A 23,801-nucleotide genomic window follows, 5' to 3' on the forward strand; every position below is an offset into this window, starting at 1 on the left:
ATAACATTTTGCCTTTTTTTCATAATGATAATTTGATAAGATTCCGATATCGTAATTATATTTAAATATTTTATTAATATTTTCTAATTTTACAAAATACGTTAGAAAATCAAAAATTTAAAACCTCTAAATTTTTGATTTTAGCAATGTTAAATTTCTTTTAAATTACGATATTAACGATTTTTTTTGGCACTACGATGATTTTTTTAGGGGTTTTACCTTCCAAAAGCATTCCCATTTTGTCATTTTGAAGCACTAAATCTTCAACCTCTTTAGCAGATAATGTTGCAGGAAGAGCAATTTTAAATTTCATCTTACCATTTACACTTACAGGATACTCAATTTCGTCTTCTATCAAATAATTTTCATCCAAAATCGGGAACCTTTCAAACTCAATAGATTCTTTATTTCCTAACAAACTCCACAGTTCTTCACAAATATGTGGCGCATACGGAGAGATGATAACGGCTAAAGGCTCTAAAATATTGCGTTTGTTACATTTTAATTTCTGCAATTCATTGACAGCAATCATAAATGAAGAAACAGAAGTATTGAAAGAGAAGTTCTCGATATCGTAAACCACCTTCTTTATTAAGGTATGCAAAACTTTATATTCCGCTTTTGTAGGTTCTTCGTCTGATACTTCAAAAACCTCACCATTAAAATATAAGTTCCAGAATTTTTTCAGAAAACCATAAACTCCGCTTAAACCTTGAGTGTTCCACGGCTTCGATTGTTCCAATGGACCTAAGAACATTTCATACAGTCTTAAACCGTCTGCTCCGTATTCATTACAGATATCGTCTGGGTTTACAACATTATATTTTGACTTAGACATTTTTTCTACTTCACGACCTGTGATGTATTTTCCGTCTTCTAAAATAAATTCTGCATCTGCATAATCTGGTCTCCAGGCTTTGAATGCTTCAGTATCCAATTCATCAGTTGTTCCTTTTAATAAAGATACATCAACATGGATTTCCTGAGTTTTATAATCTTTTGCTAAATTTTTAGATACATATTGATTAGTACCATCAATTCTATAAACAAAAGCACTCATCCCCAAAATCATCCCTTGGTTGATTAATTTCTGGAAAGGCTCATCATGATTAATATATCCTCTGTCTTTTAAGAACATATTCCAGAAACGAGAATACAATAAGTGACCGGTTGCGTGTTCGCTACCTCCAATATATAAATCTACCTGTCCCCAATAATCTGAAAGTTCTTTATTGGTGAAAACTTCATCATTTTTAGGATCCATATATCTCAAGAAATACCAAGAGCTTCCTGCCCAACCCGGCATTGTAGATAATTCTAATGGGAAAACAGTTTGATCATCAATTAAATTGGTATCAACAATTTTCAGATTCACTTCATCCCAAGCGAAAGTTTTAGAATTTCCTAATGGCGGATCACCATCTTCTGTTGGTAAATATTTTTCAACTTCAGGAAGTTCCAAAGGTAATGCAGAAGTTGGCAACGTGTAAGGCATTCCATCCTTATAATATATAGGAACCGGTTCTCCCCAATAACGCTGTCTTGAAAAAATTGCGTCACGTTGTCTGTAATTCGTAGTTCCGTGGCCAATTCCTTTCTTTTCAATCGCATCAATCATTAATGCTTTTGCCTCGTCATAATTTAATCCGTTTAAGAAATCAGAATTTACGCAAACGCTGGTTTTAGAATCAAAAGACTTTTCCTGAACGTCTTCTTCTGTTTCTACAACTTTTTTAATTTCAAGATTAAATTTCTTTGCAAATCTATGATCACGTTCATCGTGCGCAGGAACAGCCATTACAGCTCCCGTTCCGTAACCCATCAATACGTAATCTGAAATATAGATTGGCATTTTTTCTCCGCTGAACGGATTGATTGCATAACTTCCCGTGAAAGCACCCGAAACGTTTTTCACGTCAGACATTCTGTCTCTCTCGGTTTTCTTAGAAGTTTCTTCTATATAAGTATCTACCTCAGCTTTTTGTTCGGCTGTAGTAATATTTTCCACTAAAGGATTTTCCGGAGCTAAAACCATAAAAGTCGCGCCGAAAATTGTATCAGGTCTTGTTGTGAAAACCTCAACAATTTCGTCGTGACCATCAATGCTAAATTGAACCTGTGCTCCCTGAGATTTTCCAATCCAGTATTCTTGAGCATCTTTCAAAGGTTGCGGCCAGTCTAAAGTTTTTAGACCTTGTAATAATCTTTCAGAGTAAGCAGAAATTCTCATGCTCCACTGCATCATTTTCTTTTGGAAAACAGGAAAGCCTCCTCTTTCAGATTTACCGTCTTTTATTTCGTCATTTGCCAAAACTGTTCCTAAAGCAGGACACCAGTTCACCGTCGTTTCTGCTCTGTAAGCTAAACGATAGTTTAATAAAATATCTTCTTTATCAATTTCAGAAGCATTTTTCCATTCTTCCGAAGTGAAGTTTAATTCGTCATTTTGATTGGCATTTAAACCTTCCGTTCCTTTTTCTTCAAAATGCTTAATCAAAGTATCGATAGATTCTGCCTTGTCTGTATCTTTATTATACCAAGAATGGAACAATTCAATAAAAATCCATTGCGTCCATTTATAATAAGAAGCATCAGAAGTTCTCACTTCCCTACTCCAGTCGAAAGAGAAACCAATTTTTCTTAATTGCTCTTCGTATCTTGTAATGTTTTGCTCAGTTGTAATCGCAGGATGCGTTCCCGTTTGTATTGCGTACTGTTCAGCAGGAAGCCCAAAACTATCGTAACCAACCGGGTGGAGAACATTAAAACCCTGATGTCTTTTATATCTCGCATAAATATCCGACGCAATATATCCAAGCGGATGACCTACATGAAGCCCCGCTCCCGATGGATACGGAAACATATCGAGAACATAAAATTTCGGTTTGTCTGTATTATTGGAAGTCTTGTACGTTTGATTGTCTTCCCAGTATTTCTGCCACTTTTTTTCTATCTGCTGATGATCGTAAAACACTTTTTATTATAGATGTTAGATGTTAGACTTTAGATATTAGAATTAATTTCACTATCAATTCTCAATCTAGTTTCACAAAAATAATGATTATAAAATAAATGTAAATTTAATTTTGAATTAATTACAATGTAATCCTTACAAACAAAAAAATCTCACCTAAAAGATGAGATTATATAGTAATATGAAATACTGATTATTGCGGAATTCTTTTGAAAGTATACGTTGTAGACTTGTAGATTGTTGGATCTGTAGTATCTTCAATTTTCAGATTTAAAGTTTCAGCGTTAAGCAAAGTCACTTTACCTTTATCTGAAACCACAGTTCCCTGATATTTGATTTCGAAGTTTTTCTCAGAAGAGTTATACACATAAGTAAAGTTACTCTCAGAAATTGTGCTACAAGTTGGCGTTGTTGTACCCGCCATATCTCTATTGGTTCTTTTACCAGAAGAATTTTCATTAAAAACCCATCTAGATTCTTTCTGACAGTCTGTATAAGCTATTTGGTCAGAAAACCCAACTCCATCAGCTGGAACCTGTGTTCTCACTTCTTGGGTAGGAGACCATGTTCCAACAAGAGGAAATATCTGTTCCGGCGCGTCATCGTCGTTACATCCTGTAAAAGCTAATAATGATAATCCTGCAAATAATGCTAATTTCTTCATAGATCAAATTTTTCAAGCGTTAAAATTATGATTTTTTTTAAAAATTCAATCATTTTTTTTGAATTTTGAACTATAATTTACATTTCCTTAAAAATTCCCCGAAGAAAATCTGTTCACAAAGCCTTATATTTGCAAAAAAACACGTGCCCGAAGTTTCCATCATTACTCCTTGTTACAATTCTTCTCTTTTTTTAGAAGAAACCATCAGCTCGGTAATGAATCAAACTTTTACCGATTGGGAATGGCTTATTACAGACGATCAGTCTACAGATAATTCCGTTGAAATCATTCAGAAACATCCAGATTCCAGAATAAAATTAATTATTGCTAAAAAAAATGGCGGTGCAGGTCATGCAAGAAACCTTTCTCTAGCGCAAGCTTCCGGAAGATTTATAACTTTTCTTGATGCAGATGATTTTTGGGAGCCCAATTTTCTTGAAGAAATGGTCAATTTTATGAAGCGTGAAAATGCAGAAATTGCCTATTCTAATTATGCAAGATGTGATGAGAATTTAATTCCGAAGATTGAAGATTTTAAAGCCGACAAAGAAGTTACTTTTAATAACTTGCTTAAAACCTGCAGACTTTCTCTTCTATCATCTATGTACGATTCACATAGAATCGGAAAAGAATTTTTCCCGGAAGGAAGCAAAAGAGAAGATCACGTAATGTGGCTGAATTTATTAAAGAAAATTCCCGCAGGAAAACCGCTTCCAAAAACAATGGCTAAATACAGGATGCGTGAAAACAGCATCTCAAGAAAGAAACAGAATATCATCAAAGACCAGTATCTTGTTTATAAATATTTTATGAAGTTTTCTACTTTAAAATCTCTTTATTACACTGCAAACTGGGCGTTAAACGGATTTATGAAATATTCGAAAATATTTAATTAATGGAGTATTCTAAAGAATTTAAAGCAGCATTAAGTCAACTCTCATCTGTAGAAAAAGACCGACTCATTTTCAGACTACTGAGAAAGGATGAAATCTTATCTAAAAAATTATATTTCGAATTAATCGATGAAGAAACCGTTGATCAGAAACGCGATGCAATGGAAGAACTGATTAATGAAAAAGTAGAATATGCTTCTAAATACATCAGCAATCAAAAATATTTCATTGTACTTATCCGAAAAATAAGTGCGCAAATTACCGAACACGTAAAAGTAACAACCGATAAATTTGGTGACATTAGCTTAAACCTTTTATTGATCAATGAAATACTTGAAAGCAATGAAAAACTGAGCCGGCAGAGATTCAATGATGTCTATAAACTTTATCTTTATATCATTAACAAAATTGTAAAAGCATTAGCTTTAACTAAAAAACTAGATGAAGATTACTGGATGGAAATTGATGAATATCTTTCAGTTGCGCACGAGAAAATCACCGCTAATATTTATCTTGAAAAACTGTTTATCAATAATGGAATAGACTTTAATTGGTTCACCACCGATAAAATTCCGGATCATTTTGATTTGATCATCAAAGATATTAAGAATCAGGGATTTTTAAAGTGATAAAATCTTTTGAAGAATAAGCTCTGAAGAATCTGGTTGTTTAGTCACAAATTTCTCAGCATTTTCAGACATCTCTAAACGCATTTTTTCATTATTAAATAAATCTAAAACAAATTGAGCCACTGAGTTTTCGTTCTCAAAAGATTTACCGCCTTTAGCCAAAATTAATTGATCTGCTTCAGGATTTTTCTTGTAATGATTTCCGAAAATCACAGGAACACCGAAAGTTGCTGCCTCCAAAATATTGTGAAGTCCAGCTTCGTGAAAACCTCCACCAACAATTGCAACATCTGCATAAGAATATAATTTGGAAAGCAATCCAATGCTATCGATGATGAGCGTTTGAGAGTTTGAGGGTTGGAGAGTTTGGGTGTTTTGCAATTCGCTGTACAAAATTGCAGAGGGAAAAATTTCTTTTAAATTATCGACTCTTTTTAAATCGTGTGGAGCAATAATTATTTTTAAATTCTCATTTTTTTCAGAAATCATTTTTGCAATTTTTTCTTCCGCTTGCCATGAACTTCCAAAAACAATTGTCTTTTTACCGCTGATAAATTCTTCAACGAAATCAACCTGATTATTACGAAGTCTCAATTGCTTTACCCTGTCAAATCGGGTATCTCCGGTTACCGAAGAATTTAGTAGACCGATATATTTAGCCAAAACATATGAATGTTGTGTCTGATGAAAAAACCAAGTTATATTTTGCTTCAGCTGTTTTACAAACCATTTCCCATACGTTGTGAAGAAAGACTGTCTTTCGTAAAACAACGCCGAGATCACAAATGTTTTTATATTTTCATGTTTAAGTTCTGCCAAAAGATTATACCAATAATCATATTTTACCGTAAAAAACAATTCACAATCAAACTGAGAAATAAATTCTTTTATCGTACTTTTTCTATCGAAAGGAAGATAACAAATCGCATCTGCAATATGTTTTTTCTTAACTACATTTTCGTAACCCGATGGTGAAAAGAAAGTAATCAGAATTTTATGATCCGGAAAGTTTTTTTTGAGTTTTTCTAAAACAGGAAGTCCCTGTTCGTATTCTCCAAGACTTGCAGCATGCATCCACAAAACTTTATCAGAAGGCAAAAATGCAGACTTCACAATATCCAAAGAACGCTTTCTTCCTTCAACGCCTTTTTTAGTTTTATCATTAAACAACGACAAAACTTTCATTCCGAAAATGAGAAGATTTACAAATATGGAATATAAAATAGCCATAGATTATTGATAAATATAAGCCGAGATTATTGCGGCCATTACGCTGATAAAAATAAAAGGAATAAATAATAAAATGTGAACTCTTGCTTTCGAGTCCGAATTTAAACTGTACCGAATTGTATAATCCTGAATATTTAAAAACATCAATACAACAAGAAACAAAAGCCATTTCAACAGAAAAATCATGATGAAAAACTGCATTTTCTGATTTGCCTCTGTAATCTCAAAAGGAAAATTTCCGGTTTCGGGATATTTTGTTATAAAAAAGAAAACCACATAAAATATGGCCGATAAAACAGGGAGAAAAAAAGCAAATCTTTTCCCTCCAAAATGATCAGGTTTACCTTCAAGATCAAAATGAGTCGGAATTTTCTCAGGAAGTTTTTTAAATATTCTTAGAGTATAAACCCATAAAAACAGAATCAATACTAAATTCAAAATATCAAAAGCAGTAAGAATCACAGTTTCCATAAAAGTTTAAAGAATGCTTTTAATCACTCTCAGTTTGTGAGTATGCTTATTCATTTCTTTATTAAAAATCCCACTAGAATCGAGCGTATCTATTCTTACTTTTCCTGAAGCATGGATGATTTTTTGATTGTCGAGCATAATCCCTACATGAATAATTTTGCCTTCAGAATTTTCGAAAAATGCTAAATCTCCCGGCTGACTTTCTTCTACAAAACTCAAAGTCTCTCCTATTTCTGCTTGTTGATAAGTATCTCTAGGCATTTTCACATTATGAATTTTATAAACCAACTGTACAAAACCGGAACAGTCAACCGCAAAAAAACTTTTCCCACCCCACAAATAAGGAATGTTTAGAAATTCTTTTGCCGTCAAAGCAATACTTTCACGTACATCATGACTTCTTCTGGATGCAACAGCCGGAAACTCTACTTCAGACCCCATTGACAACAATGTTTTTCCCTCAAGAGTCATTACCGAAGAAAAATCTTCTGTAATTAAGGTTACTTTTCTGTTAGCAAGATATTCTTCGGTGACAGGTTTGATTTGTTTGGTATCCATCCAGCCTTCATAGCCGTCGTAGTGCATTTTTATTTTCGTCCAGTTTTTATTTACTTCCAAAATATCTGCACTTTCACCATACAAAATTTCGGTAACGATTTCTGCTCTATCCGAATTTTCGGAACGAACAGGCGCAACAGTCACGATACAAATTCCTTTATCCATCAATTTTTCGATTTAAAGATTGAATGATTCAAATATTAAAAAATCAGATGATGTAAAATCTTTAAATTATTTTTAATTTTTAAATCTTTAAATTCTACTTTCTTCTTAGAAAGTTTACTCCGTCACGCAAAGGTAGAATAAGATTTTCAAAATCATCATCTTTTGCCACCAAATCATTAAGTTCTTTAATGATCTGGGTAGATTTCTGCTTCGGGTTTTCTTCTAAAACTTTCCCGTACCAAAGTACATTATCAAATAGAACTACAGAGCCTGATTTTGTCTTCGGTTTTATTAATCTGAAATATTCAGCATAATTTTCTTTATCGGCATCAATGAAAATCAGATCGAAAACCTCATCAGTATTCCCTAGAAATTCTTTTGCATCCTGAATTTTAAAATCAATCTGATTTGAAAATTTACTTTCAGAAAAATACTTTCTTGGGAGATAAGCCAGATCTTCATTTACATCAAGCGTTGTTATTTTTCCTTCCGGAGACAACCCTTCTGTAAGGCAAAGCGTGGCATATCCTGTAAAAGTTCCTATTTCTAAAACGTTTTTAGGATTCAGCATTTTAGAAATAATCGTTAGAAGCCTTCCCTGCTGATAACCGGAAATCATATGCGGCTGAGTGGTTTTCTGAAAAGTTTCTCTTCTTAATTTTTTAAGAATTTCGGGCTCAGACGAAGCATGATTTTCCAGATACCGATCCATTTCCGGATTTTTTTCTTCAAAAAAACTCATTATTTTTTTATTTGTTCAAATTTAATTAAAATAATCCTGGGTCTTAAATCAAAATATAATCTCCAAAAAAATATCCGTAAAAATACGGATTGTTTTCCTGATGATAGGCTGATAACTTTGTGGTACTGCAAAATAAGAGAAAGAGGTAAGAATACTCGAATGAAGATGATGAAAACAAATTTGTTACCCGTGAATGGCGAAAAAAATTACACGATTACCCAATCGTCATCCACAAAAATTAGTTCCCGTAAAAGAAGACGCAGTTTTTTCTTAGATCAGATTATAAAGCTTCTTAAAAAAGAAGATGTAGTTTGAAAACAAAAAATTCCGATAATTACTTATCGGAATTCTTTATTTAAGTTTTGTCTTATTATTTCTTAGGAGTGATATCCATTAATTTCATAAACTCATCCAGCTTAGGCATGATGATAATTTCTGTTCTTCTGTTTTCAGATCTTCCAGAAACACTCATGTTGGTAGCTTTAGGGTTGTATTCAGAACGACCACCTGCTGTAATTCTTGCAGGATCTACCCCAAACTGAGTCTGCAATATTTTAGCAATTGCTGTACCTCTCAATGCAGAAAGATCCCAGTTGTCTCTCGGTAAGTTTGCAGAGCTTAATGGTGCATTATCTGTGTTACCTTCAATCAATACAGAATACTTATCATAATCGTTGATTACTTTTGCTACTTTACCCAAAACTTCCTGAGCTGCAGGTAAAACGTTGTAATCTCCTGTTTTGTATAATAATTTATCTGACAATGAAATCATTACAACACCTTTAAGAACTTTCACCTGAACATCCTGATCAGTTACATTATCCAAAGATCTTTTCAACTTGTTTGATAATGCTAAATTTAAACTGTCGTTTTTAGCATTTGCAGAAATCAACTGTTTGATATAAGAATTTGATGCATTGATCTCACCAACCAATTTATCAATATTTGCCGAGCTCTTTCCTGTGTTTGAAAGACAAGCATCCAAAGATGATTTCAAAGCATCGTGCTGACTTTTTAATAAGTTATTTTCCGCTGTCAATGTAGAATTCTGACCTTTCAGATCCTGAATTTCACGTTGTCTCTCACCAATATTTTCAATACACTGTTTGTAGTTGCCACTTAGAGCATCATACTGCTTCTTACTAACGCAAGATGTCATTCCCAACACCACTACTGAAGCTACTAAAATTTTAAAAATCTTCATAAATAAACTTTTTAAACGATTTCAAAGGTAACAAAATTCATTTTAATAATTAGGATTATCTTTGTTCAAAAGAAATTCTGAGCATTATGCTTACACAATTCGCATTTGAAAAACAGCTTCAAAATCTTACCCAATCATCCGGTAACTCAACCTATCTTTTAGCGGTAAGCGGAGGTGCAGATTCTATGGTTTTAGCGTATCTTTTTAATGAGTTACAAGGTTCGGGATACAAGTTTCAGGTTGCGCATATTAATTATAAACTTCGGGGTGAAGATTCTGATTCTGATCAGAAAGTAGTCGAAGATTTTTGCTACAAGAATAATATTAAATTTCATTTATATGAAGTTTCGGAAAAAGATGAGCAGCCGGAAAATTCTATTCAGCTTTGGGCGCGCGAACTTCGTTACCGATTCTTCAGAGAAATTCAGGAGAAAGAAAATCTGGATTTTTTGGTAACCGCTCATCATCTGAATGATCAGTTGGAAACCTTTATCATCAACCTTTCAAAAGCTTCCGGAATTAATGGTTTAAGCGGAATTCCGGCCAATGAAAATAATATTCTGAGACCATTATTAAATTTTTCAAAAGAAGAAATTTATCAATTTGCCGAAGAAAACAATATTAATTTCCGCGAAGATCTTTCCAATAAAAAAAGTGATTATCTGAGAAATAAGATCAGGAATGAATTGGTTCCTAAACTTTCTGAAACCAACGATCAGTTTTTAGAAAACTTCAAAAAAAGTATTTCTTTTCTTAATCAAACCAAAGATTTTGTTACTCATCAGATTCAAATCATAGAAAAAAATCTTTCTGTATTTAACAAAGAGCACAAAATCTTATCAAAAGAAAAGCTGGCTCAGGAAAGTGATTTCGTACAATTTGAGATTCTAAAAAAATATGGCTTTAACCGACCGGAAGAAATTCAGAAAATTTTCTCTTCTGAAAACGGAAGTTCTTTTTTTTCAGAAGATTATCATTTAACAGTCGATAGAGAAGGTTTAATTTTAAAGGTAAAAAACTTTTCAAAAGAAATAAATCCTGAAATAATCTTAGTTGAAAATTTTGATTCTCACCAAGATCAGACATCTATCAATATTAAAAATTATATTGAAGATGGTAAATCTTTTAGTTGGGTTTTTGATACTGACAAACTTCAGTTCCCTTTATATCTGAGGAAACAAAAAGATGGCGATGAGTTTTATCCTTCAGGTTTTTCAGGAAAAAAGAAGGTATCTAAGTTTTTCAGAGATGAAAAATTATCTGCTTTAACTAGAGAAAAAATATGGATTTTGTGCGATGCCAAAGATTACATTTTAGGAATCGTTCCGCTAAGACAGGATCGCAGATCTGAGGCAGAAGTTAATACACAAAAAACAACCACAGTACAATGGATAGAAGAACAGCCAATTCTTTAGCCATAGAAGATTTCCAAAAAAACAGCAATGTAGCTTTCGGTATTTTGTACCAAAATTATTTTGTTTACGTAAAAAAATACATTCTTAATAATAAAGGAAATTCTGAGGATGCCGAAGATATTTTTCAGGATTCGCTACTTATTCTTTACGAGAAACTGCATCGTGATAATTTTGAAGCCTACACTTGTTTGGGAAATTATATTGTAGGAATTTCTAAAAATCTATGGCTGAAAAGATTAAAAAACAGGCATTTTTATATAGAATTTCCGGATACTTATTTCATAGAAAATCAGCAGGAAATTAACCTTGCGATTGAAAACGAAAAATATTATTGGGAAAAACTGACGGGATATATTAAAGCCATTTCTTCACATTGTCAGAATTTAATTCAGGATATTTTTATAAAAAATAAAAGCATTGAAGAGATTCAGGATAAATATAAATATTCCAGCAAGCATAATGCGCAAAACCAAAAATACAAATGCGTAGAACAGATCCGGAAAATAAAAGATAAAACTTTTTAACCTGAAAATCAATAAATTACAAAAAAATCATCTGAAGAACGGGTGATTTTTTCTTTTTTAGGGAACTTAATAAAAACAATCGTTATGTTCAAAACAATTATATTCAGCACATTCCTGTTTTTAGGGATTTTTGTAAGTGCGCAAAAAGAAAAAGGCATCAATTTTCAGGATGTAAATCTTGAAGCCGCAAAAAAAATCGCCCAAAAAGAAAACAAACTTATTTTCATCGATTTATTTACAACCTGGTGCGGACCATGTAAACTGATGAAAAAGAATACCTTTACTGATGAGAAAATCGGAGAACTTTTCAACAAAAACTTTGTAAATCTTGCGATTGATGCTGAAAAAGATAAAGACGGACTTCAGCTTGTAAAAAAATATAAAATTGTAAACTATCCTTCGTTTTTATTTTTAGATAAGAATGGAGAGTTGATTCAATATGATTTCGGATATTATAATGCACAACAGTTTTCGGGAGTTGGAATGGCTGTTTTAGATAAAGCTTTTTCAAAAAATACGGTTAAAACAATCGATCAGGTAAAAGGAAAAATGGTGGGCGATAAAATTGCTGATTTTTCGGCTAAAGATCATTTAGGAAAAACATTTACTTTATCAAAAGAAAAGGAGAAGATCGTTTTGGTTTTCATTCGCGGGCAATGGTGTCCTTACTGTAACAAATATGTTGAAAGTCTGCAAAATATTTCACCTGAGTTGAAAGCAAAAAATGCAAAACTGGTTATTATTTCGCCAGAAAAGCCTGAGTTTATTGAAAAAACCATCGCTAAAACAAAAACAGATTACACCGTTTTGTACGATGAAGATTATAAAATTGCCGAAATGTTTGATGTACTTTACACTCCGGAACAAAAAACGCTTGATTTTTACAATTCAAGATTAAAAGGTGATTTTACAGACAGCAGATCAGATAATTCTGGAAGACTTCCGGTTTCTGCAACGTTCATTATTAATGAAAATAAAGAAATTTCGTGGAGACATTTTAATCCTGATTATAAAGAAAGAGCTTCGTTGGAAGACATCTTAAAACAGTTATAAATTTAGTTTCTAAAATAATTAAAACTCACACAATATGAAAAATCAATATTTCTACAGTTTTTGCTTCTTTTTGTTTGCAATGGCTACAAGTTCATTAAAAGCTCAAGGTTGCAGCGATGCAGGGTTTTGTACTGTAAACAGTTTAAAACCGCATCAGAATGATTCTATTTCTGTGCAAAAAAATCAGTTAAAGATTGGTTTTTCTGTCGGGAAAGCAGATAACGAGATTACTGCTTATAGTCAATACGCAGAATATAACAGACAGATCAATTCTAAATTGGCCATTAATGCTAAAGTGACGTCTCTTTCACAGGTTGGAAACAACATAAACACTTTCGGATTATCAGACATTTATTTGAGTACGAATTATCGTTTGAATAAAAATCTAAGCGTTACTTTAGGTACAAAAATCCCGTTAATAGATGGAAATAAAACCAAAAACGGAGGAACTTTACCAATGGATTACCAAGCCAGTTTAGGTACTTTTGATCTTATTGTTGGAGCAGGATATCAGATTAAAAAACTACAGTTAATTGCTGCTTTACAACAGCCATTAACTCAAAACAACAATCAGTTTGTTGCAGAGAATTACCCTGTAAATTCTCCGTTGAGAAATTTTCATACGACTAAAGATTTCAAACGAAGCGGTGATGTTTTACTCAGAATATCTTATCCTTTCAAAATTACAGACAAGCTTCAGATTACTCCTGGATTGTTGAATATTTACCATCTTTCTAATGATCAATTCACCGATATGTTTGGAACAGAACGAGAAATTGACGGTTCTCAAGGTTTAACGGTTAATGGAAATCTGTTTTTTGATTATAATTTGAATGAAGTTCATGCGCTTCAGCTCAGTTTAGGAGCTCCTTTTGCCGTGCGAGACTTAAGACCGGATGGTTTAACACGAAGTTTTATCGCTAATCTGGAATACAGTTTCAAGTTTTAAATCAAATCTTAGTAAAAAGCTTTATTTTTGTAAACTTTCTAATAAAAAAAACAATTACATCATGTGGTTTAAATCACTTAATAAAACATTTCTTCTTTTTTTTCTTGTACTTTTTGTAGGAATTTCAGCACAGATCAAAAATCCTGTAAAATTCAAATTCACCGTTAACGAATTGGGCAACAATCAGTATGAAGCTGTTTTGAATGCTACACTGGAAAGCGGATGGCATATTTACTCCAGAGATATTCCTGAAGACACAGGAATCCCTACAGAATATGTGGTTTCGGGAAAAAACATTGAACTGATTGGTAAATTTCAGGAAGTCGGAAAAAAGCATGAAGAATTTTCTGAAGCTTTCGGCGGAACGATTATTTACTATTCAAATTCTGCAGGTTTTAAGCAAAAATTTAAACTAAAAGACCCAACAAAAGCTGGAGATGTAGTTGCAGAAATTACTTATCAGACGTGTGACGACAGAGTTTGTCTTGCTCCGAATACTTTAGAATTCAATAAAAAAATTACTCCAACAGGAGCTACAGAAGAAACTCTAACCGACGATAAAACTGAGGTAGCTAAAGATTCTGCTAAAGTTGTTGAAACGCTTACCGGAAATCCTGTAAAAGGAGATTCTACAATCGTTGAGACCGCAAAATTAGATCCTAAACAATTAAAAGTAGCTTCGATTGATATTTCAAAACCATTAACAGATTGCGGAACTGGTTCATCTAAAATTGATGAAAATTATTGGACATATCTTTTATTAGGTTTCATTGGTGGTTTGATCGCTTTATTAACACCATGCGTTTTCCCAATGATTCCATTAACGGTTTCTTTCTTTACAAAGGGGAATAAAAACCCGGCAAAAGGAAAAAGAGACGCTTTGGTTTATGGGTTTTTCATCCTTTTAATCTTTGTTTTATTAAGCCTTCCTTTCCATTTAATTGATGGAATTGCAGGAAATATTTTCAACGAAATTTCTACCAACGTTTGGCTGAATATCGTTTTCTTTATCATCTTTATTTTCTTTGCAGGAAGTTTCTTCGGATACTACGATATTACTCTACCAAGCTCTATTGCCAACAAATCTTCAAAAGCAGAAGAAGCTGGCGGAATGATTGGTATTTTCTTCATGGCTTTAACTTTAGTAATTGTTTCTTTCTCTTGTACAGGTCCTATTTTGGGAAGTTTACTGGGAAGTGCTATTACAGGTTCTGCAAACGTTCCGATGTTATTAACATTTGCTTTGGCTGGTTTCGGATTGGCTTGGGCGATCGTTTTCGGATTATTGGCTTTATTCCCGCAAGCTTTACAAAGTCTTCCAAAATCGGGGGGCTGGATGAATACTGTGAAAGTTGTTTTAGGTTTTGTGGAATTGGCTTTGGCTTTAAAATTCTTATCAAAAGCAGATTTAGTTTCTAAAACATTCTTAATTAAAAGAGAACTATTCATCGCAATCTGGATTGTAATTGCCATCGGATTGGTTATTTATTTATTCGGGTTGATAAGATTTCCTCATGATGATAAGAAGCCGAAAATTTCTGTTACAAGAAAAATCATCGGAGTTTTAGGAATTGGTTTTGTTGTTTATTTAGTTCAGGGATTAATTCCTGCAGAACGTCCAAAATTATCATTATTAAGCGGAATTTTGCCTCCTTTGAATGTTAGTTATTTCCATGATGAAAAAGACGGAATTTTGGGAATGCATCCTGAACATGATTTCTTTAACGCTATAGAATTGGCCAAAAAAGAAAACAAACCAATTCTAATCGACTTTACAGGGTACGGTTGTGAAAACTGTAGAAAAATGGAAGAATTCGTTTGGAGCGAACCGGATATTTTACCAATTCTTCAAAACGACGTTGTTCTTGCCTCTCTTTATGTAGACGACAAAGAAGAGCTTCCTGAAGATCAAAAAACTAAAATCGATTTGGGAGACGGACAGGTGAAAAAAGTAAAAACAATTGGCGACAGATGGAGCTTGTTCCAGACCGCTAATTTTAATAATAATTCGCAGCCTCATTACGTTCTTTTAACTCCGGATGGAAAAGTAATCAATTCTCCAGTTTCAGGTTATATGGAAAAAGAGAAATTCAAAAAATTCCTTGAATGTGGTGTCAATTACTTCAAGAATAATAAATAAGATAATAAATAAGATAATCAATTATAAATCTAAGCCTTATCAATTCATTTTGATAAGGCTTTTTTAATGGTTACATCAATAAATTATTAAAACGAATATTAATTTTGATAATTTAACACTAAAATAAAAATTTAGGTATAAACTTTGCATCGAATCAATTTAAAGTGAAACAAAATTTCATTGATTCTAAAAATTCGTTCAACATTTAAAAAACTGAATTATGGCTGAAGTTATCACAAAAGAAAAATCAGGAGGCAAACAAAACAAGAAACCTATCAAAATCGATATGACTCCGATGGTCGATTTAAATTTTTTATTATTGATGTTTTTCATGTTTACATCAAGTTTTACAAAACCTAATGTAATGGATTTAGGGTTGCCGGCAAAAGATCCTAATCCAAACCCGCCCCATGTTATTGATGACAAAAATCAAATTACTTTTATCATTGGAGAAAACAACAGGATTTTTTATCATCAAAGTAATGAAAAAGATCTTACAGAAGCAGGTTTAAAAGAAACAGATTATAACGGTTTGAATGTTTCAAAAATAATTTCTAATGCTTATGAACAAGCTCCGAAAAAAGAAAATTTCACAATTATTGTAAAACCTACCGATGATGCGAATTACAAAAATTTCGTAGATATGATGGATAATATTTCAATCTCGAAAAAAGAACGATACGGAATAAGCGACATCAAACCCTGGGAAAAGAAAGTTTACGAAAACGTAATAAAATAAAACCTTAGAGCATTTTTATAATGCTCTTTTTTTATATAAATTTGAGCGTAAATTTCAAACCATGATGAAAAACATTTTAATTTTAGCCGGAATCGGAATCTTAAGCTTTTCATGTTCAAAAAAAGAAACTACAGAAGTCAACAGTAAAGTTGACAGCACAAAAATCGTAGATTCCATCAATGCTGCAAGAACAAAACTGAACGACAGCATTAAAGCCAAAAATAGCGAAAACCGTTTTAAAGATTTCAGCGGAAGTCACAAATTCTTTTATCAGAATGACAGTTCACCTAAATACTCAGGATCTGTAAATTTTACAAAAATTGAAGGCGAAAGAGATAATTATGATGTTTCAGGAAGTATTAAATCAGGAAATAATTCAATTAATATTAAAGGTTTTATACAGGTAGTTTCTGCAAAACACATGAATTTCACCGGAGAAATCACTCAAAAAATTCCGGAAAATGACAACGGAAAACCTTACACAAGAAAAGGAACTAAAACTTTCTCATCTAAAGATGGCGGAAAAACGTACAGACTTCAGGATATGGTAAATGGTTCGGGATTTGTAGATTATATCGACATTCAATACTAAAATTTTAAGGTTATGCTCAATTTTGAAAAAAAAGGACAAGGGAAAGAGACGTTGGTTCTGCTTCATGGTTTTATGGAAAACATTTCAATCTGGATCGACCTTGAAAAACATCTTTCCAAAGATTTTACTTTACTGAAAATAGATCTTCCGGGACATGGAAAATCGGATACCTTAGCCGAAGTTCACACCATGGAAATGATGGCAGAAGAAGTAAAAAAAGTTTTAGATCATCAAAATTTTAAAAATATCCATTTGCTCGGTCACTCGATGGGCGGTTACGTTTCTTTAGCATTTGCCGAGCAATATTCTGATTATTTAAAAAGTCTGACTTTATTTTTCTCTAACTATTTTCCGGATGATGCTGAGAAAAAAGAACAGCGTAAGAAAAGCTACAGAATAATAAAAGATGCTTTTGCGCATTATGCAAGAGCCGGAATCCCTAATTTATTTAATCCTAATGAAAGAGATGTTCTGGAAGGCAAAATAGAAACCGCTCTGGAAGTTGCACTATCTACGAATAATCTCGGAGCTTTAGCCTGCGTAAAAGGAATGGTGGAAAGAACAGACAAAAAACATGTTTTAGAAAACCTGGAATGCCGCATTTTAGTTCTTGCCGGAAAACATGACAATGCAGTAAAAACTGAAAATACAATCAATAATCTTCCCGATCGTACCAATATCAAATCCTATGTTCTTGATTGCGGACACAACGGTCATTGGGAAAAACCTTCTATTTGTGCCGAAATAATCAACACAGAACTTCTTCATCATTTACCAAAAAATTTGGTTCTTTAGAAAACATTTATCAATATTAGATACCATTTATATATAAAATCATATCTTAGTAAGGTTTAAATTTTTCAATGAATTTATTTTCTTTCAAAAAAAAGAAACCCATTATAGGACTTACACTTTCCGGAGGCGGAATGCGGGGAATCGCCCATATTGCTGTTTTAAAAGCGCTGGAAGAATACAATCTTAAACCCGATATTATTTCAGGAACGAGTGCAGGATCTATTGTTGGTGCATTTTATTCTTTCGGGAAAACACCTGATGAAATGATGGAGATTGTAAAGCAAACCACCTTTTTCTCACGTTCTTATCTGAAGCTTTCCAGAAACGGGATTTTCAGCTCAAAATTTATTCTTAAACTTTTTAATGATCATTTTCCAGAAGATGATTTTAAAATTTTAAAAATTCCCGTATATGTTACCGCAACGGAAATGACTCACGGCATTGTAGATTTTTTCTCTGAAGGAGAACTTTTCGGGCCTCTTCTAGCCTCTTCAAGCGTGCCTTTTGTTTTACCTCCTGTAAAAATTGGTGAAAAAATTTATGTCGACGGCGGAGTTTTAGACAACCTTCCGATAGAACCAATTGTTGACAAATGCGATTTCCTGATTGGCTCTCACGTAAATTCTATCAGTTATGACGGATTGGAAAACATGAGTTTAATGAAAGAATTTGACCGTATTTTACATTTAGCAATTGCGAAGTCTGTTTATTCTAAAGCAAGTCATTGCGACATATTTTTAGACCCTCCAAAAATGACAAAATTCAGTTTATTCAACAAAAAATTTCTGGACGTAATGTTTCAGGAAGTTTATGAATACACCTGTAATGATCTTGAAGAAAGAGGTTACAAAAAGTTATAAGTTTTGAATTATTAGTTATGAGTTTCTGCAACTAACTAACTAACTAACTAACTAACTAACTAACTAACTAACTAACTAACTAACTAACTAACTAACTAACTAACTAACTAACTAACTAACTAACTAACTAACTAACTAACTACAAATTCTCCTCCGCAATTCTACTTTTAAAAGTTTCAATCGTATCTGGTAAAGATTCCATCGATTTTCCTCCTGCTGCATTGATGTGACCTCCACCGCTGAAATATTTTCTAGAAAACTGATTCACATCTACATCATCTTTACTTCTGAAAGAAATTTTAATGAAATCTTCGTAAAGATCTTCCATGAAAAACGCAGCCATTTTTACTCCGACAATACTCAGTCCGTAATTTACAAAACCTTCTGTATCTCCTTTCTGGAAACCATATTCCTGAAGTTCTTTTCTTGTTAAATACAAAACCGCAACTTTCCCGTCATTTACCACCTCTATTCTACCTAAAATCAAGGCTAATAAATGCAAACGTGAAACGGTATTCGTATCCCAAGTATTAGAAGTAATCACAGACGGATCTGCACCTTTTTCAATCAGATTAGCAACAATCCTGTGCGTTGTAGCACTTGTAGAACGGAAACGGAAACCACCTGTATCAGTCATAATTCCGGTGTAAAGGCATTCTGCAATATCTTGATTAACCAATTTTTCATCGTCCATCGCTTCAATGAAATGATAAACCATCTGACAAGTCGCTGGAATAACAGTATCGGAATATACAAAATCAAAATCTTCAGGTTGCTGATGGTGATCGATAAGAATTTTTTTCGCTTTCGCTCTCATCAACCAATCACCCAAAATCCCTATTCTCGCAGGAGAATTGAAATCTAAACAGAAAATAACATCTGCTTCATTAATAATATCAAAAGCAACTTTTCTTTTGTATTCACCAATAATATTTTTCTTCGCTTCAGGCATCCATTTCAGGAATTTTGGAAAATCGTTGGGAACAACAACCTCAGCTTCCAAACCTTTTGCTTTTAAGTAATGTTTTAAGCCTAAACTAGAGCCAATAGCATCTCCATCCGGATTGTAATGGGTAAGAATAACAATTTTATTTTCCGGTACAAGAAGCTTGTTGATTTCTAAAAGTTCTGAAGGTGTAAACATTTTCTTTAAATTTGAGTTTCCAAAGATAAAGGTTTTAAACGGAATGAATAGTAAATATAGAATAGTACAGAGCTAGTTTTAAAAAAAATCTCTTTATAAATCAATTAAAAATATTTCAAAAAAAGAAAGGTAATATTTGTATCTATTAAAAAAATTAATATCTTTGCAACCTGAAAATTAATAGATAATTACGACTTAAACATATAGTAATGAGTAAAAGAACATTCCAACCATCAGAAAGAAAGAAAAGAAACAAACACGGTTTCAGAGAAAGAATGTCTACGCCAAACGGAAGAAGAGTTTTGGCAGCGAGAAGAGCTAAAGGCAGAAAAAGCCTTACAGTAAGTTCTGCAAGAGCTAAGAGATAATATTCTTTAGTCAAAATATACAGATCATGCTTGAAAAGTACTTTTTCAGGCATTTTTTGTTGTTAAAATATATTAATTTTTAGGTTTATAGAATATCTTTTTTTATTTTTAAAATCTGAAAAAAGTGCTTTCTGAAAAGCCTATAAAATTTGAATTTATGCCACATACAAATATCACCGGAGACAGTATTGTAAGTTTGCAACACGCAAAGATTGCTCAAAAAAGTTTCACGGTACTTTCTGACGTTAACCTTAATATAAAGAAAGGAAGATTCTGTTATCTTATCGGAAAAACAGGTTCCGGAAAAAGTTCTCTTTTGAAGACTCTTTACGGACATATTCCTTTGGTTGCGGGAAAAGCTGAAGTGGTAGGTTTTGATCTGGCTAAATTAAAAGCTTCCGATATTCCTAATCTTAGAAGAAAATTAGGAATTGTTTTTCAGGATTTCCAATTGCTTTCTGACAGAACGGTTGAAAAAAATCTAAAGTTCGTTTTAGAAGCTACAGGATGGAGCGACAAAACAAAAATCGACGACCGCATCAACGAAGTTCTTTCAAGTGTAAACATGAAAGGGAAAAAGCATAAAATGCCACACGAACTTTCAGGTGGAGAACAACAGCGTATCGCCATTGCAAGAGCACTTTTAAACCACCCGGATTTAATTTTAGCAGATGAGCCAACAGGAAATTTAGATCCTGAAACCTCTAACGAAATTATGACGCTTCTGAAAAAAGTTGCTGAAGACAATCATGCAGCCGTAGTAATGGCGACACACGATTATCACATGATTCAGAATTTCCCTGGAGAAGCAATCAGATGTGAAGATGGAAAAGTTTCTGTATTGGATACGTCTGAATTGTTTGAATAAATTAAAAGATTCAGAAATTGAAAGATTCAGAAAATACTAACTTCTAAAATCTAATTTCTAACTTCTTTAAAGACATGAAACTCCTTGGTGAGTTCAAGATATTGGTCCGAGTATTGTCTCGGACTTTTTTCTATAATAAATTCAGATTCTTCCACTCCTTTTTCAGTTAAAGAAAACTCGAGAATTAATCTTTTTACTTTTGAATTTTCAATTCCTTTGATATTAACTTGTCGAATCAGAAATAATTGATTTTCATGAGCAATTCTAACAAAATCATTTCCAGCTTCAGACGGAATAATCACAGATAAAATACCATTTTCAGAAAGCAATTCTGAGGACTTTGAAATCAGTTGCAAGAAATTTAATTCAACTGTTTGACGCGCCAATTTATCTTTTTTCGAATCAGATTCTTCAAAATAAGGCGGATTTGAAACAATTAAATCAAATTTTACTTCAGACTGAAACGCTTTAAAATCTTGGAGAATATTTTTTAATCTTAAATGAAATGGTGAATTTTCAAAATTGCTTTTAGTCAGATTTACCGCTTCTTCATTAATATCAATTCCTAAAAAATCTGCCTGAGAATTTCTTTGCGCCAACATTAACGAAATCAAGCCTGTTCCCGTCCCTACCTCCAATACTTTAGAAACATTATCCACATTTGCTAAAGAACCCAGCAAAACACCGTCTGTTCCTACGCGGAAGACGTTTTTTGACTGCTGAATTTCAAACTGTTTAAATTTAAAAGATTTCACTATAAATTGGTCGGTAAAGTGATGGTAAATGTAGACCCTTTTCCAACTACAGATTTTACGGAAATTTCACCTTTGTAATCTTCAACCATCTTTCTGACCATCGATAAACCAAGTCCCATCCCACTGTTTTTAGAGGTAAAATTGGGTTCAAATATTTTTTCGAACATATCTTCAGGAATTCCGATACCGTTATCCTCAACAGAAATAATGACTCTTCTCTGATGCTGCTCGATATCAACATTCACCAAAAGATTTCGATCATCACTTTGCGCCTGTTTTGCATTGGTAACCAAATTGGTAATAATTCTGGAAAGGAAAACACGATCCATCGTAATCATAATATTGCTCTTATTCGTATGAACGAATATCTGATCATCGTTGAAAACCCTTAAAATATCTTCTATTTCACTATTCAAATTAATAACTTCATTATTCTTTTCGGGAAGTTTGGCAAATTCAGAAAAAGCAGAAGCCACGGTTGCAATAACATCGATCTGATCGACCATTGTTTTGCTCATCTGCTTTACTCTTTCGGTAACATTCGGATCTTGCGGATCAAATTTCCTTTCAAAATTCTGAATGGTCAATTTCATTGGAGTCAGTGGATTTTTCACTTCGTGCGCCACCTGTTTTGCCATTTCACGCCACGCTTCTTCTGAAGCTTTAAAACGAAGTCTTTCTTTCTGATCCTGAATCTGAAGAATCATCCTGTTATATGCTCTCGCCAAAGCATTCAGTTCATCATTTTTATAATATTTGATAGGACGCATTTCATTCTCAAAAAGAGTGATACGGGTAATCATATCTGAGAATTTCGTGATATTTTTCGCTAAATTATTTGAAGTAACCCAACTGAGCCAAATGCTGAAAACAATAATAATTAAATCTATTAAAAGAATGTAAATCACGTACTTATGCAATACTTCCATGTAAGCAGACTCATTATGGTACAACGGAATATAGATAATCCCGATTGGCTCCCACATATTATTTTTCAGAACGAGATACGATGAAGTATATACCGCATCTTTATCAGCATCATACCCTCGAATATCGTATCGGGTTTCTTTTGACAAGATTTTGTTGACAATATCTACCGGAACTTTTTTGCGGTCAACAAGATTCAAATCTTTATTTGACAGCAAATAATTACCTTTCAGATCGTAAACAATAATATCGTGCTGATTAATATCTGCAATTTCAAATATCTTATTTCCTAAAACCTTTTTAAGATCCTGAGTTTGCACAGAAGTACGGCTCAAAGCATAATCAAAATACGCCATTACCGCATTGGTTTTTTCCTGCATATCAATTTTGCTTTGTTGCAGGGCATTATTCCGCAAGACAAAATAAGGAACCAACGAAGATGCAGCAACACTTAAAAGACATATTAATAAGAATCCGAAAAATACACGGTTTCTTAAGCTATATCCTTTATATTTATTAAATGCCATTCTGCCTGCTAATTAGTTTTGAGATGTACTTACCAATAATATCAAACTCCAGGTTTACTTTATCGCCTACCTGAAGTGTATTCATATTGGTAAATTCCCAAGTATATGGGATGATAGCTACAGAAAACTGAAAGTCTTCACTTTTAGCTACCGTCAAACTAATTCCGTTAACCGTGATTGAGCCTTGAGGAACTGTAACAAAATTACCTTCTGAATTATATTTTACAGTAACAAAATAGCTGCCATCTTTGTTTTCGATGCTCACAATTTCTCCGGTTTTGTCTACATGACCTTGTACGATATGTCCATCAAGCCTTCCGTCCATCTTCATACAGCGCTCCAAATTAACAACGCTTCCTACTTTCCATTTCCCTAAATTTGTTTTTTCTAAAGTTTCATTAATTGCAGTAACCACATATTGATCATCTTTTATCTCAACAACCGTCAAACAACAGCCGTTATGAGCAAGACTTTGATCGATCTTTAGTTCGTTCGTAAAAGGACAACTTAGTGTAAAGTCTATATTCGTTCCGTTTTCCTGTATTTTCTCAATAACCCCTACTGCTTCAATAATTCCTGTGAACATATTATTTTTTGCTAAATTTGTAAAATTAT

24 protein-coding genes are annotated in these 23,801 nt (G+C 33.0%); 13 read left to right on the plus strand and 11 right to left on the minus strand.

The features are described from left to right. Positions 1-160: 160 nt before the first annotated feature. Together leuS and BUR17_RS19030 are read right to left on the minus strand one after the other, a co-directional pair. Entirely contained in the window at positions 161-2,974 is a 2,814-nt protein-coding gene (leuS, locus tag BUR17_RS19025; protein WP_074232067.1) for a leucine--tRNA ligase, read from the minus strand. 193 nt (positions 2,975-3,167) lie between these two features. Then, entirely contained in the window at positions 3,168-3,638 is a 471-nt protein-coding gene (locus BUR17_RS19030) for a lipocalin-like domain-containing protein (protein ID WP_074232068.1), read from the minus strand. Between the two features lie 143 nt (positions 3,639-3,781). Between BUR17_RS19030 and BUR17_RS19035 the strand changes: the two genes are divergently transcribed. Both BUR17_RS19035 and BUR17_RS19040 read left to right on the plus strand, forming a co-directional pair. After that, on the plus strand, positions 3,782-4,534 hold the full coding sequence (locus tag BUR17_RS19035) for a glycosyltransferase family 2 protein (protein ID WP_074232069.1): 753 nt from the start codon (positions 3,782-3,784) through the stop codon (positions 4,532-4,534). Continuing rightward, the gene (locus tag BUR17_RS19040; RefSeq protein WP_074232070.1) at positions 4,534-5,160 is read left to right on the plus strand and encodes a deoxyuridine 5'-triphosphate nucleotidohydrolase; all 627 of its coding nucleotides are present in this window, start codon (positions 4,534-4,536) and stop codon (positions 5,158-5,160) included. The genes BUR17_RS19035 and BUR17_RS19040 overlap by 1 nt, the downstream gene beginning before the upstream one ends. Here the strand turns inward: BUR17_RS19040 and BUR17_RS19045 are convergent. The 5 genes from BUR17_RS19045 to BUR17_RS19065 form a co-directional block, all read right to left on the minus strand. Next, positions 5,152-6,390, minus strand: coding sequence for a 3-deoxy-D-manno-octulosonic acid transferase (locus BUR17_RS19045; protein WP_074232071.1), 1,239 nt, complete (start codon positions 6,388-6,390; stop codon positions 5,152-5,154). The genes BUR17_RS19040 and BUR17_RS19045 overlap by 9 nt on opposite strands. A 3-nt stretch (positions 6,391-6,393) precedes the next feature. After that, entirely contained in the window at positions 6,394-6,861 is a 468-nt protein-coding gene (locus BUR17_RS19050) for a DUF1648 domain-containing protein (protein WP_074232072.1), read from the minus strand. A gap of 6 nt (positions 6,862-6,867) precedes the next feature. Further along, the gene (locus tag BUR17_RS19055; RefSeq protein ID WP_074232073.1) at positions 6,868-7,584 is read right to left on the minus strand and encodes a C40 family peptidase; all 717 of its coding nucleotides are present in this window, start codon (positions 7,582-7,584) and stop codon (positions 6,868-6,870) included. A 94-nt stretch (positions 7,585-7,678) separates the two neighbouring features. After that, positions 7,679-8,326, minus strand: a complete 648-nt coding sequence (locus BUR17_RS19060; protein WP_074232074.1) for an O-methyltransferase — start codon at positions 8,324-8,326, stop codon at positions 7,679-7,681. A 370-nt stretch (positions 8,327-8,696) separates the two neighbouring features. After that, entirely contained in the window at positions 8,697-9,530 is an 834-nt protein-coding gene (locus BUR17_RS19065) for an OmpA family protein (RefSeq protein WP_074232075.1), read from the minus strand. Between the two features lie 86 nt (positions 9,531-9,616). Here BUR17_RS19065 and tilS point away from each other — a divergent pair, with 86 nt between their 5' ends. The 9 genes from tilS (at position 9,617) to BUR17_RS19115 (ending at position 18,597) form a co-directional block, all read left to right on the plus strand. Further along, the gene (gene tilS / locus BUR17_RS19070; RefSeq protein ID WP_074232076.1) at positions 9,617-10,945 is read left to right on the plus strand and encodes a tRNA lysidine(34) synthetase TilS; all 1,329 of its coding nucleotides are present in this window, start codon (positions 9,617-9,619) and stop codon (positions 10,943-10,945) included. Next, positions 10,918-11,469 carry an RNA polymerase sigma factor gene (locus BUR17_RS19075; protein ID WP_074232077.1) on the plus strand — a complete coding sequence of 184 codons (552 nt, stop codon included), beginning with the start codon at positions 10,918-10,920 and terminating at the stop codon, positions 11,467-11,469. The genes tilS and BUR17_RS19075 overlap by 28 nt, the downstream gene beginning before the upstream one ends. Before the next feature lie 84 nt (positions 11,470-11,553). Beyond that, positions 11,554-12,522 carry a redoxin domain-containing protein gene (locus BUR17_RS20605; RefSeq protein ID WP_084550794.1) on the plus strand — a complete coding sequence of 323 codons (969 nt, stop codon included), beginning with the start codon at positions 11,554-11,556 and terminating at the stop codon, positions 12,520-12,522. A gap of 34 nt (positions 12,523-12,556) precedes the next feature. Then, a complete protein-coding gene (locus BUR17_RS19090; protein ID WP_074232078.1) occupies positions 12,557-13,471 on the plus strand; it encodes a hypothetical protein in 915 nt (304 codons plus the stop codon). A 61-nt stretch (positions 13,472-13,532) separates the two neighbouring features. After that, positions 13,533-15,611, plus strand: a complete 2,079-nt coding sequence (locus tag BUR17_RS19095) for a protein-disulfide reductase DsbD family protein (RefSeq protein WP_074232079.1) — start codon at positions 13,533-13,535, stop codon at positions 15,609-15,611. A 220-nt stretch (positions 15,612-15,831) separates the two neighbouring features. Beyond that, entirely contained in the window at positions 15,832-16,350 is a 519-nt protein-coding gene (locus BUR17_RS19100) for an ExbD/TolR family protein (RefSeq protein WP_074232080.1), read from the plus strand. Between the two features lie 64 nt (positions 16,351-16,414). Then, complete coding sequence (locus tag BUR17_RS19105) at positions 16,415-16,942, plus strand: hypothetical protein (RefSeq protein WP_159437616.1); 528 nt, start codon at positions 16,415-16,417, stop codon at positions 16,940-16,942. A 12-nt stretch (positions 16,943-16,954) separates the two neighbouring features. Then, positions 16,955-17,737, plus strand: coding sequence for an alpha/beta fold hydrolase (locus tag BUR17_RS19110; RefSeq protein ID WP_074232082.1), 783 nt, complete (start codon positions 16,955-16,957; stop codon positions 17,735-17,737). Positions 17,738-17,805: 68 nt separating this feature from the next. Further along, complete coding sequence (locus BUR17_RS19115) at positions 17,806-18,597, plus strand: patatin-like phospholipase family protein (RefSeq protein WP_074232083.1); 792 nt, start codon at positions 17,806-17,808, stop codon at positions 18,595-18,597. Between the two features lie 139 nt (positions 18,598-18,736). Here the strand turns inward: BUR17_RS19115 and BUR17_RS19120 are convergent, their stop codons facing one another. After that, positions 18,737-19,741, minus strand: a complete 1,005-nt coding sequence (locus tag BUR17_RS19120; RefSeq protein WP_074232084.1) for a DHH family phosphoesterase — start codon at positions 19,739-19,741, stop codon at positions 18,737-18,739. A gap of 209 nt (positions 19,742-19,950) precedes the next feature. Here BUR17_RS19120 and rpmH point away from each other — a divergent pair, with 209 nt between their 5' ends. Continuing rightward, complete coding sequence (rpmH, locus tag BUR17_RS19125) at positions 19,951-20,109, plus strand: 50S ribosomal protein L34 (protein ID WP_034679005.1); 159 nt, start codon at positions 19,951-19,953, stop codon at positions 20,107-20,109. Between the two features lie 157 nt (positions 20,110-20,266). Beyond that, entirely contained in the window at positions 20,267-20,977 is a 711-nt protein-coding gene (locus BUR17_RS19130) for a cell division ATP-binding protein FtsE (RefSeq protein ID WP_074232085.1), read from the plus strand. Between the two features lie 50 nt (positions 20,978-21,027). On the opposite strand, the gene BUR17_RS19135 is transcribed toward BUR17_RS19130, so the two are convergent. The 3 genes from BUR17_RS19135 to BUR17_RS19145 are packed head-to-tail and all read right to left on the minus strand — an operon-like array spanning position 21,028 to position 23,772. Further along, positions 21,028-21,732 carry a tRNA1(Val) (adenine(37)-N6)-methyltransferase gene (locus BUR17_RS19135; RefSeq protein WP_074232086.1) on the minus strand — a complete coding sequence of 235 codons (705 nt, stop codon included), beginning with the start codon at positions 21,730-21,732 and terminating at the stop codon, positions 21,028-21,030. Further along, a complete protein-coding gene (locus tag BUR17_RS19140; RefSeq protein WP_074232087.1) occupies positions 21,732-23,186 on the minus strand; it encodes a sensor histidine kinase in 1,455 nt (484 codons plus the stop codon). The genes BUR17_RS19135 and BUR17_RS19140 overlap by 1 nt, the downstream gene beginning before the upstream one ends. Beyond that, positions 23,176-23,772, minus strand: coding sequence for a riboflavin synthase (locus tag BUR17_RS19145; RefSeq protein ID WP_074232167.1), 597 nt, complete (start codon positions 23,770-23,772; stop codon positions 23,176-23,178). The genes BUR17_RS19140 and BUR17_RS19145 overlap by 11 nt, the downstream gene beginning before the upstream one ends. Positions 23,773-23,801: the final 29 nt, after the last annotated feature.

The sequence above is a fragment of the Chryseobacterium scophthalmum genome (assembly GCF_900143185.1).
In the GTDB taxonomy this organism is placed as follows: domain Bacteria; phylum Bacteroidota; class Bacteroidia; order Flavobacteriales; family Weeksellaceae; genus Chryseobacterium; species Chryseobacterium scophthalmum.